The sequence below is a fragment of the Streptomyces caniferus genome (assembly GCF_009811555.1).
Taxonomy (GTDB): Bacteria; Actinomycetota; Actinomycetes; order Streptomycetales; family Streptomycetaceae; genus Streptomyces; species Streptomyces caniferus.
In genome coordinates, this window is record NZ_BLIN01000005.1 from 1,592,148 (window position 1) to 1,602,851 (window position 10,704).

Sequence of the window (10,704 nt, forward strand, 5' to 3'; positions counted from 1 at the left end):
CCGGGTGGCTACTGGTTGTCGCAGGTGGTGGCGGTAACAGGGGGCGTGGCGTCGGCCGCTTGCGCCATTGGGGCCTCCCCTGCTCGAGCGCGTTCGAGAGCTGGGGGAACGTTGCTCGCGGCCGGGTCCAGCCAGGGCAGGTCGTGCCCCATCCGGTCCCGCTTGGTCCGCAGGTACCGCAGGTTGTGTTCGCCGGCCTTGACGGGCATCGGCTCCCGGCCGGTGACCCGCAGGCCGTACCGCACCAGGGCGGAGGTCTTCTCGGGGTTGTTGGTCATCAGGCGCAGCGAGCGCACGCCGAGGTCCTGGAGCATCTGCGCGCCCGCCGCGTAGTCGCGGGAGTCGGCGGGCAGGCCCAGTTCGAGGTTGGCGTCGAGGGTGTCGCGGCCGCGCTCCTGGAGTTCGTAGGCGCGCAGCTTGGACAGCAGCCCGATGCCGCGTCCCTCGTGGCCGCGGAGGTAGATCACCACGCCCCGGCCGGCCTCGGCGATCCGCTGCAGCGAGGCCTCCAGCTGGGGGCCGCAGTCGCAGCGCAGCGAGTGGAAGATGTCCCCGGTCAGGCACTCGGAGTGGACCCTGACCAGGACGTCCTCACCGTCGCCGAGCTCGCCCGCGACGAGCGCGATGTGCTCGACGCCGTCGACGGTGGAGCGGTAGCCGTACGCGGTGAACTCGCCGTGGGCGGTGGGCAGCCGGGTCTCGGCCTCGCGGCGGACGGTGGGCTCGGAGGACTGCCGGTAGGCGACCAGGTCCTCGATGGAGATGATCGACAGGCCGTGCTTACGGGCGAACGGCACCAGCTCCGGCAGCCGCAGCATCGTGCCGTCCTCGCCCGCGATCTCCACGATGGCGGCGGCCGGGCGCAGTCCGGCCAGCCGGGCGAGGTCGACGCCGGCCTCGGTGTGGCCGTTGCGGACCAGTACCCCGCCGGGCCGGGCGCGCAGCGGGAAGATGTGGCCGGGCCGGACGAAGTCGCCGGCGACGGACTCGCCGGAGGCCAGCAGCCGCAGGGTGGTGGCACGGTCGGCCGCGGAGATGCCGGTGCTGACGCCGTGCGCGGCGGTGGCGTCGACGGAGACCGTGAAGGCGGTCTGCATCGACTCGGTGTTGTGCTCGACCATCTGCGGGAGTTCGAGCCGGTCCAGCTCCGTGCCCTCCATGGGGGCGCAGATCAGTCCGCGGCATTCGCTCATCATGAAGGCGACGATCTCGGGGGTGGCCTTCTCCGCGGCGAGAACGAGGTCGCCCTCGTTCTCGCGGTTCTCGTCGTCCACGACGACGACGGGGCGGCCGGCGGCGATATCGGCGATGGCCTGCTCGACGGGGTCGAGCGCCAGGGCCTCGGCGTCCTCGGTGTCGTACCAGCTCTGCAGTGCGGTCATGCCGCTGCTCCTTCCAGGACGGTGCGTTCGGCGGCGCGCGAGCGCAGCCACCAGTCGCGCATGCCCCACACGACGAGGGCGAGATAGACGACGTAGACGAGGCCGGAGAAGGCGAGGCCGCTGCTGAAGGCGAGCGGGACGCCGACGATGTCGACCAGCAGCCAGGCGAACCAGAACTCGACCAGTCCGCGGGCCTGGGCGACCATCGCGGCGAGCGTGCCGACGAAGATGTAGGCGTCCGGCCAGGGGTTCCAGGACAGCTGCGGGAGCAGGGTGAACAGGGTGCCGACGGCGGCCGTGCCCACGGCGGTGCCGCCCAGCAGCAGGCCGCGCTCGCGCCAGCCGGCGAAGCGTACGGCGATGGAGCCGTCCTGCGCCTGCTTCCGGCCGCGCTGCCACTGCCGCCAGCCCCACAACGCCACGCCGATGACGAGGAGTTGCTTGCCGACGCCGCCGCTGAGGTGGGCGGAGGCGTAGGCGGCGACGAGGATCACGCCGGAGAGGAACTGGGCGGGCCAGGTCCAGATCGAGCGCCGCCAGCCGAGTGCCAGGGCGGCCAGGCCGATGGAGTTGCCGATCATGTCCGACCAGATGACGTGCTGGCCGAAGGCCGTGAAGGCCTGGCCGTTCAGCGTGTCCAGGACGCTCATCGGTCCATCTCCTTGATTTCCGCCAGGTCCCCGGCCTCGGCGGAACGGCCGAGCAGCCGCTCGACGTACTTGGCCAGGACGTCGACCTCGAGGTTGACGGGGTCACCGGCCTTCTTGATGCCGAGGGTGGTCAGGGCGAGGGTGGTGGGGATGAGGCTGATGGTGAAGTAGTCGGCGGCGGCGTCGACGACGGTGAGGCTGACCCCGTCGACGGTGATGGAGCCCTTCTCGACGACATAGCGGGAGAGCGCGGCCGGCAGCGCGATCTTGACGATCTCCCAGTGCTCGCCGGGGATGCGCTCGATGAGGGTGCCGGTGCCGTCGACATGGCCCTGGACGAGGTGTCCGCCCAGCCGCCCGCCGAGCGCCATGGGGCGCTCCAGGTTGATCCGCGAGCCGACGGACAGTGCGCCGAGGCTGGAGCGGTTCAGGGTCTCGGCCATCACATCGGCGGTGAACTCACCGTCGGCGGTGTCCACGACGGTCAGACAGACTCCGTTGACGGCGATCGAGTCACCGTGCTTGGCGTCCTCGGTGACGACGGGGCCGCGGAGCCGGAACCGGGAAGCATCACCGAGGTTCTCGACGGCGACGACCTCACCCAGTTCTTCGACGATTCCGGTGAACACTTCAGTTCTCCTCGTGGAGCGCGTGGCGGATGGGAGTGGCGGTGATGCGCAGATCGGGTCCGAGCCGTTCGGTGTCGGTCACGTCGAGCCGCAACGCCTGGGCGATGGTGCTGATTCCGGCGTCGCCGACCGCCGCCGGTCCGGCGCCGAGCAGCACCGGGGCGAGGTAGCCGACGACCTTGTCGACGGCCTGGGCGGCGAGGAATGCCCCGGCGAGCGTGGGGCCGCCTTCGAGCAGGACGGAGCGCACGTCGCGTGCGTAGAGGGCCTGGAGCAGCGCGGGGAGGGACAGCCCGCGTCCCCCGGCGGCGCGCGGCAGCCGGATGATCGGGGCGAGGCCTTCGAGGTGTTTGGTGTCGGCGTCCTCGGCGACCGCGATCAGGGTGGGCGCGGACCCGTCCAGGACGCGGGCGCCGGCCTTGACGGCGGTGGCGCCGGAGTCGACGACGACCCGCAGCGGCTGGCTGATCTCGTCGTCGGCGAGCCCGCTGATCCGCGCGCCGAGCTGCGGGTCGTCGGCGCGGGCGGTGCCGGAGCCGACGATGACGGCGTCCGCGGCGGCCCGCAGCCGGTGCACATCGGCGCGCGACTGGGGCGAGGAGATCCAGCGGCTGGTGCCGTCGGCGGCGGCGATCCGGCCGTCGAGGGTGGCGGCGTACTTCCACAGGACGAAGGGGCGGCGGCGCAGGACCGAGGTCAGCCAGGCCTCGTTGCCGGCGGCGGCCTCGTCGGCGAGCAGTCCGCCCTCGACGTCGGTCCCGGCGTCGGCCAGGGTGACGGCGCCGCCGGTGGCCGTCGGGTTGGGGTCGGAGACGGCGTAGACGACGCGGGCGATCCCGGCGTCGATCAGCGCCTGGGCGCAGGGACCGGTGCGACCCGTGTGGTTGCAGGGTTCGAGGGTGACCAGTGCGGTGCCGCCCCGTGCCCGCTCGCCTGCGGCGCGCAGGGCGTGGATCTCGGCGTGCGGTCCGCCGGCCCGCTGATGCCAGCCCTCGCCCACCGTGCGGCCCGCGGCATCCAGGACCACACAGCCGACCACGGGGTTGGGGCTGGTGCGCCCGAGGCCGCGCGCGGCGAGCTCGATGGCTCGGCGCATCGCCGCGGTCTCGACGGGGGCTGCGGTGGCCACCGGGTCCTCCTGCCTCTCAGGGCACGGACTCCGGGGCTGTCTGGACGACAGAAAGCGGAACAACGCCACGGGAACACCGCGCCGGAAAGGAGAACCCGTCCGGAAAAACCGGACGCGCCGCCGACGGCGGTGTACCGAAGCGGGCCCGCCGCGCACTGCCTCCCATCCGGACTTTCACCGTCGGTGCAGGAATTTCACCTGCTCAACCGGCCGCTGGCTGCGGACGGGTCGCGGACTGTTACCGCCGGTTCGGAATTACACCGACCCCGGAGTGCGCTGCTGCTCTTATGTCAGTACAGCTTCAGTCTGCCACGCCCGGTAGTCGCCCATGCGGGCGAAGCGCTGTGGGCTGCCTCACAGCCCCCCGGCGCGCCGCGTGTCACAGACGGCGCGCGTGACCCGTCATGACGGAGAACGCGTCCCTTCTTCCCTCAAGGACTGATCCGCGATGGCGACAATTCTGGTGACCGGCGGCACGGGCACCCTCGGGCGGCCCCTGGTCGACCTGCTGCTCGGCGACGGCCATGACGTCCGGTCGCTGAGCCGGCGGCCGCACACCGGCACGGTACGGCCCCGCCCCCGGTCGTACGCGGTCGACCTGCGCGACGGCACGGGCCTGCCCGAGGCGTTGGCGGGCGTCGACGCGATCGTGCACTGCGCCTCGTCGCCGGCCGTCGGGGACGAGGAGGCCGCGGGACGGCTGGTCGAGGCGGCCGAGGCGGCGGGGGTGGCGCACCTGCTGTACATCTCGATCGTCGGGGTGGACCGGGTGCCGATCCGCTACTACCGCACCAAGCTCGCCGTGGAACGCCTGATCGAGGGATCCGGTATCGGCTGGACGGTGCTGCGGACGACGCAGTTCCACGATCTGGTGCTCGCCGTGATCAAGGCGGGCGCCCGTTCGCCGGTGCTCCCGGTACCGACGGGCGTACGGGTGCAGCCGGTCGAGGTGCGCGAAGTCGCCGCCCGGCTGGCGGAGTTGGCGGTCGGCGAACCGGCCGGGCGGGTCACCGACATGGGCGGCCCCGAAGTGCTGGACGCCCGGGATCTCGTACGGGCCACGCTGAAGGCGGGCGGGCGGCGCCGGGTGCTGATGCCGCTGTGGCTGCCGGGCGCGGGGCTCGCGGCACTGCGCCGCGGCGGCCACCTCACCCCGGAGCACGCCGACGGCCGCCGGACCTACGTGGAGTTCCTCGCGGAGCGGGTGGGGGGCGGGGTGCGGGGGTGACGGACGGCGCGGGTCGCGCCGTCGAGGTGGCGGGCAGGCACGCGACTGCCCTCCCCCGGCTCAGCCCCCGGGCGTGAACAGCTCGTCCTGAGCGGCGTCGCGGGCGGCGAGGACGGCGCCGCGCAGGACCGCCCGCCCGCCGACCGTCCCCGCGCGGACATCGGTGCGCAGCGGGGAGAGGCGGGCCAGATGTCCGGCGACCCGGCCGGCGAGCTCCTCGCCGCCGCCGCAGCCGACCTCCCCGCCGAGGACGACGCACCCGGGGTCGAGCACGGCGCACACCGCCGCCACGCCGAGGGCGATCCGCGCGGCCAGCGCGTCCAGGAAGGCCGCGCCGGCCTCACCGGCACCGACGGCGGCCCGCACGACGGCTTCGGCGGGCGGGGCATCCGCGTCGGCCTCGGACGAGGGGGTGTTAGCCGTTCCGGGCCCGGCGCCGGTCGCTGCGGACAGGCCGTGCTCGGCCGCGAGGGCGCAGATCGCGGCGGAGCCCGCCAGGGAGTGGAAGCCGCCGTCGCAGCCGCTCGCCGAGGGCAGTGCAGCGGTGCCGGGGACCGGCAGGAAGCCGATCTCGCCGGTGCCGCCCGAGGTGCCGCGCCGCAGCGTGCCGTCCAGGACCACCGCGGCACCGGTGCCGTGGCCGAGCCAGAGCAGGACGAAGGTGTCGTGGTCGCGGGCCGCGCCGTCGCGCTGTTCGGCGATGGCGGCGAGATTGACCTCGTTCTCCAGCAGGACGGACGCACGCCGCGCGCGCAGCTCGCCGACCAGCGCGACATGCCAGGACGGGATCCAGTCGGTGCCGCCGAGCCGCCCCGTGGCGGGATCGACCAGGCCGGGGGCGCCGACGGCGATGGTGTGCGGATGGTGGGCGCCCGCCGCGGCGAGGGCCTTGTCCACGACGGCGAGGGCGGTGGCGACGGCCGTGTCGGGCGCGTCGTCGGGGCCGATGGGGACGGTGCGCTCGTCGCGTACCTCGCCGAGGAGGTCCGCGACCGCGACGGTGACGCTGTGCGTCCGCAGATCGAGGCCGACGAGATGGGCCCGGTCGGCGACGATCCCGTAGAGCCGGGCATTGGGGCCGCGCCGCTGTGCGCCGCTCTCGCCGACCACGGCGATCAGTCCGGCCTCCTGGAGACGTTCGACGAGGTCCGCCACGGTCGGCCGGGACAGGCCGGTCAGCGTTTTGAGCTGACCTGCCGTCAAGGGCCCCTCGGACTGCAGGAGTTGCAGGGCCAGGCGGTCGTTGATCAGCCGTGCGGTGGCCGGAGAGGCGGTGCGGCCGGCCGCTGCCGTGCGCGGTGCATGCATGGCCCGAGTCTTTCATCCCGTCGAACGGAAACCCCTTATTATCAGGCAGGGTTCCTGATAGTTTACGCCCCATGACTGGCATCGGTGTCCCCCACGACGTCACCCCGCTCCCCCGCGACGAACTGCGGCGCGCCCGGCGGTCGGTGGCCCTGGTGTTCCTCGCGCACGGCGCGGTCACCGGCAACTTCGCGACCCGTATCCCCTGGATCCAGGACCACACCGGCATTTCACCGGGCCAGCTCGGCCTGGCCCTCGCGTTCCCCGCGATCGGCGCGTCCCTGGCGATGCCGCTGGCCGGCCGGATCAGTCACCGCTTCGGCGCCCGTACCGCGCTGCGCGGTCTGCTCGCCCTGTGGACCCTGTCGCTGGTCCTGCCCGCGCTCTCGCCCGGCCTGTACGCGCTGTGCCCGGCACTGCTGTTGTACGGCGCGGCCTCCGGGATGTCGGACGTCGCGATGAATGCGCTGGGCGTGGAGACCGAGGACCGGCTCGGCAAGCCGATCATGTCGGGGCTGCACGGGATGTGGAGCGCGGGCGCCCTGCTCGGCTCGGCGGCCGGTACCGTCGCCGCGCACGCCGAGTGGGACGCCCGGCTCCATCTGGCCACTGCGGCACTCGTGCTGACCGCGCTCGGGGCACTCACCTGCCGGGGCGTGCTGGATCTGCGCAGCGCCCCCGAGGAGCATCCGCCGCCGCGCTTCGCGCTGCCGCCGAAGTCGGCACTGCTCATCGGGGCCATAGGTTTCTGCGCGGTCTTCGCGGAGGGTGCCGGTCTGGACTGGTCGGCGGTCTACCTCCGCGACGAACTGGGCACCGACGCGGGCCTGGCGGCCGCCTCGACCACCGCGTTCGCCTGCACGATGGCCGCCGCGCGGCTGGCCGGGGACAAGGTGGTGGCCCGCTTCGGTGCGGTGCGCACGGTGCGGGCCGGCGGGGTGCTGGCGGCGGCCGGCGGCCTGTTGATCGTCGCGGCGCGGCATCCGGCCATGGCGATGGGCGGATTCGGCCTGATGGGCCTCGGGATCGCGGTCGTGGTGCCGCTGGCCTTCGCGGCCGCGGGGCGCAGCGGTCCGGCGCCCAGCCAGGCGATCGCGGGCGTCGCCACGATCACCTACACCTCGGGGCTGATCGCCCCGTCCGCGATCGGCGGTATCGCCCAGGCGACCTCGCTGACCACGTCGTTCCTGCTGGTGACGGTGCTGGCGTGCGGGCTGGTGCCGGGCGCGCGGGTACTGCGGGTGCCGAACCGTACGACGGCCGGCAGCGCCCCGGCGGTGACCGGCGATCTGGAGCGGTCGTGAGCCCGGCCGCTCCGGACCGCCGACGGCTCAGGCCGCGTCCGCCTCGGCACCCGCGTCGGACTCCTCCGGCCGGAGGAGCTGCGCCGCGATGCCGCGGGCGCGGTCGGACCAGGGGGTGGGGCGCAGCGTCTGCGCGTCGACGCGGACCAGCACCCGGTGGCCGTGGGCGTAGGTCTCGGTGCCGTCGGCCGAGCAGAGCCGGAAGCCGTAGGTGAGGCCGGTGCGGCCGAGGCGTGCGACCCACAGGTGTGCCGCATAGCGGCCCGGCCGGGTGACCGGACGCTCGTAGGAGACGTGCATCTCCTTGATGACGTTGCACATGTCGCCCGCCGCGGCCCAGTCGCCGTCGAAGCCGAACCCGTGACCGTGCCAGTACTCCGCCCAGGCGCGCTCGACCAGCAGCGGGTAGCGGGAGTTGTGCAGCATGCCGAGCGCGTCGAGGTCGTCGAAGTGGACGGTGACGGGGACCAGTTCGCCGTACGGGACGGTGGTGGTCGGCAGGGCTTCGACGCTCACGGGTGGTGCTCCTGGGGTCGGGTGCGCCGGTCGGCGCCGTAGATGCTGATGGTGCGGGTGGTGCGGGTGGTGCTCATGCGATGAGCCGGAGTCATCGTAAGCGGCTGCTTAGAATGCTGTGTTCGCCGGGAGGCGGGGCGTGGTGGCCAGGGGCCGGGTCAGGGAGCGACGGCCATGGCTCAGTGACGGAGGACATAGCGACCACGAACCGGTACACACCGGGATGAAGCGGATTTACCCCGCACTAACATTGCCCGGTCATCACCGTGTGAGGAAGTGGAGCAGTCATGGGCCTCGGCGTGCGCTGGACCGTGCATGGCGACGGGCGCAACCCGGCCCCTGGAGCAGTGGTCAGGCCGGATGAGCGGCTGTCGTGGCCGCGCACCGTGGGCCTGGGTGCGCAGCATGTCGTCGCGATGTTCGGCGCGAGTTTCGTCGCTCCCGTACTGATGGGGCTGGACCCCAACCTCGCGATCATGATGTCCGGCGTCGCGACGGTCATCTTCCTGCTGGCCACCCGCGGCCGGATCCCCTCGTACCTGGGCTGTTCGCTCTCGTTCGTCGGAGTCGCCGCCGTGATCCGGGCGCAGGGCGGCACCAGCGCCACCGTCACCGGAGCGGTCCTGGTCGTCGGCGTCGCGCTCTTCCTCGTGGGCGTCGCCGTCCAGCGGTTCGGCGCGCGGATCATCCATGCCGCGATGCCACCGGTGGTCACCGGCGCGGTGGTGATGCTGATCGGCTTCAACCTGGCGCCGGTGACGGCGCGTACGTACTGGCCGCAGGACCAGTGGGTGGCGCTGCTGACCATGCTGTTCACCGGGTTCGCGGTGGTCTGCCTGCGCGGCTTCTGGTCGCGTATCGCGATCTTCCTCGGGCTGGTCTTCGGCTACGCCGCCTCCTGGGTCTTCGACCGGGCCTTCGGGATGATCCACTCGGTGAACGGCGCGGGGAAGCTCACCGATCACTGGCGGCTGGACTTCTCCGCCGTCGGCAAGGCCGACTGGATCGGCCTGCCGCACTTCCACGGACCCAGCTTCCAGTGGTCGGCGATCCTGGTCGCGCTGCCCGTCGTGATCGCGCTGGTCGCGGAGAACGCCGGACACGTCAAGGCCGTCGGCGAGATGACCGGCGACCCGCTCGACGACAAGCTCGGCACCGCGATCTCCGCCGACGGCGCGGCATCGGTGCTCTCCACCGCGCTCGGCGGTCCGCCCAACACCACCTACTCCGAGAACATCGGCGTGATGGCGGCGACCCGCGTCTACTCGACCGCCGCCTACTGGGCGGCCGCCGGTTTCGCCCTGCTCTTCGGCCTCTGCCCGAAGTTCGGCGCCATCGTCGCCGCGATCCCCGGCGGGGTGCTGGGCGGCATCACCGTCATCCTGTACGGCATGATCGGCCTGCTCGGCGCCCAGATCTGGGTGCACAACAAGGTGGACCTGCGCAATCCGCTCCATCTCGTGCCGGTCGCCGCGGGCGTCATCATCGGTGTCGGCGGGGTGAGCCTGAAGATCAGCGACCACTTCGAACTGAGCGGGATCGCCCTGGGCACGATCGTGGTGCTCACCGGCTACCACGCGCTGCGCGCCTGCGCCCCCGCGCACCTCAAGCCGCAGCCGCCGCTGCTGGACGAGGGCACCTCGTCGTACGACGACAAGGACTGACCGGGCGGCTTCCGGCGGCGGAACGGGGAGCGGACGCCGCGCCACAACGAGGCGCGCCGCCCGTTACCCCGTTCCGGTCAACAGCCGCGAGCAAACCCTCCGTTCCGTAATCACGGTGTCACGCTGAGTGGATGACGACGACTCAGCGCTCCGACATCCGTGGCCGGCCGGACCCGGCCGTGGGGTCCGCCGCCCGGCCTCCCGTCGGCCCGGGACCCGCCGCCGGCACGGGAGTCGGGGAGGCACTGGCCCGGATGCGGGCGCTGGCCGCGGCGCTGCCCGCCGAGGACGGGGTGGCCGTCTTCAACGGCGTCTATCTGGCCGTCACCGAAGCCGTGGCGCGGCGCATCGGCGACGGCACGTTCCAGGACCCGGCGGCCGCGGGCGAGCTGGACATCCGTTTCGCGCGGCGGTACTTCGACGCGGTGGACGCCACGGCCGCGGGCCGGCGGCCACCGGCCTGCTGGCGGCCGCTCTTCCAGCTCCGCCGCCATCCGGGCGTGCGTCCGCTGCAGTTCGCCCTGGCCGGGATCAACGCCCACATCGGCCACGATCTGGCCCTGGCGGTGCTGGACACCTGCCGGGCTCTGGAGTGCGAACCGGCCGCGCTGGAGAGCGACTTCGACCGGGTCGGCGAGGTGCTGACGAGCCTGGAGGAGCGGATCCGCGAGCGGCTGATGCCCGGCCCCGACGCACTGGACGTCGCCGATCCGCTGACGCATCTGATCGGGTCGTGGAGCCTGGACAAGGCCAGGGACGGCGCCTGGGCGGCGGCGAGGGCGCTGTGGAGCGTGCGCCGGCTGCCGGAGGTGACCGAGGAGCTCGCCGAGCGGCTGGACGCCGGGGTGGGGCTGGTCGGGCGGATGCTGCTGACTCCGCTGCCCGGCTGAACCCGGC

10 protein-coding genes and 1 riboswitch are annotated in these 10,704 nt (G+C 73.1%); of the genes, 4 read left to right on the plus strand and 6 right to left on the minus strand.

Annotation, left to right across the window (positions count from 1 at the left end):
* Window positions 1-8: 8 nt before the first annotated feature.
* The 4 genes from Scani_RS23585 to ribD are packed head-to-tail and all read right to left on the minus strand — an operon-like array spanning window position 9 to window position 3,790.
* The gene (locus tag Scani_RS23585) at window positions 9-1,382 is read right to left on the minus strand and encodes a bifunctional 3,4-dihydroxy-2-butanone-4-phosphate synthase/GTP cyclohydrolase II (protein WP_159479591.1); all 1,374 of its coding nucleotides are present in this window, start codon (window positions 1,380-1,382) and stop codon (window positions 9-11) included.
* A complete protein-coding gene (locus Scani_RS23590) occupies window positions 1,379-2,032 on the minus strand; it encodes a nicotinamide mononucleotide transporter family protein (RefSeq protein ID WP_159479593.1) in 654 nt (217 codons plus the stop codon). Before Scani_RS23590 ends, Scani_RS23585 begins: the two co-directional genes overlap by 4 nt.
* On the minus strand, window positions 2,029-2,661 hold the full coding sequence (locus Scani_RS23595; protein WP_159479595.1) for a riboflavin synthase: 633 nt from the start codon (window positions 2,659-2,661) through the stop codon (window positions 2,029-2,031). Before Scani_RS23595 ends, Scani_RS23590 begins: the two co-directional genes overlap by 4 nt.
* A gap of 1 nt (window position 2,662) precedes the next feature.
* Entirely contained in the window at window positions 2,663-3,790 is a 1,128-nt protein-coding gene (ribD, locus tag Scani_RS23600) for a bifunctional diaminohydroxyphosphoribosylaminopyrimidine deaminase/5-amino-6-(5-phosphoribosylamino)uracil reductase RibD (protein WP_174872746.1), read from the minus strand.
* A gap of 148 nt (window positions 3,791-3,938) precedes the next feature.
* A riboswitch (FMN riboswitch) is annotated at window positions 3,939-4,069 on the minus strand.
* Window positions 4,070-4,238: 169 nt separating this feature from the next.
* Here ribD and Scani_RS23605 point away from each other — a divergent pair.
* Complete coding sequence (locus Scani_RS23605) at window positions 4,239-5,018, plus strand: SDR family oxidoreductase (protein ID WP_159479597.1); 780 nt, start codon at window positions 4,239-4,241, stop codon at window positions 5,016-5,018.
* A gap of 60 nt (window positions 5,019-5,078) precedes the next feature.
* Here Scani_RS23605 and Scani_RS23610 read toward each other — a convergent pair whose 3' ends face one another.
* Entirely contained in the window at window positions 5,079-6,326 is a 1,248-nt protein-coding gene (locus Scani_RS23610; RefSeq protein ID WP_159479599.1) for an ROK family transcriptional regulator, read from the minus strand.
* 71 nt (window positions 6,327-6,397) lie between these two features.
* Between Scani_RS23610 and Scani_RS23615 the strand changes: the two genes are divergently transcribed.
* Window positions 6,398-7,627, plus strand: a complete 1,230-nt coding sequence (locus Scani_RS23615; protein WP_159479601.1) for an MFS transporter — start codon at window positions 6,398-6,400, stop codon at window positions 7,625-7,627.
* A 27-nt stretch (window positions 7,628-7,654) separates the two neighbouring features.
* On the opposite strand, the gene Scani_RS23620 is transcribed toward Scani_RS23615, so the two are convergent.
* Complete coding sequence (locus Scani_RS23620) at window positions 7,655-8,143, minus strand: acyl-CoA thioesterase (RefSeq protein ID WP_174872747.1); 489 nt, start codon at window positions 8,141-8,143, stop codon at window positions 7,655-7,657.
* A 287-nt stretch (window positions 8,144-8,430) separates the two neighbouring features.
* Between Scani_RS23620 and Scani_RS23625 the strand changes: the two genes are divergently transcribed.
* Together Scani_RS23625 and Scani_RS23630 are read left to right on the plus strand one after the other, a co-directional pair.
* On the plus strand, window positions 8,431-9,807 hold the full coding sequence (locus Scani_RS23625) for a uracil-xanthine permease family protein (RefSeq protein WP_159479603.1): 1,377 nt from the start codon (window positions 8,431-8,433) through the stop codon (window positions 9,805-9,807).
* A 131-nt stretch (window positions 9,808-9,938) separates the two neighbouring features.
* Window positions 9,939-10,697 carry a DUF5995 family protein gene (locus Scani_RS23630; RefSeq protein WP_281391972.1) on the plus strand — a complete coding sequence of 253 codons (759 nt, stop codon included), beginning with the start codon at window positions 9,939-9,941 and terminating at the stop codon, window positions 10,695-10,697.
* The last annotated feature ends 7 nt before the right edge of the window (window positions 10,698-10,704 follow it).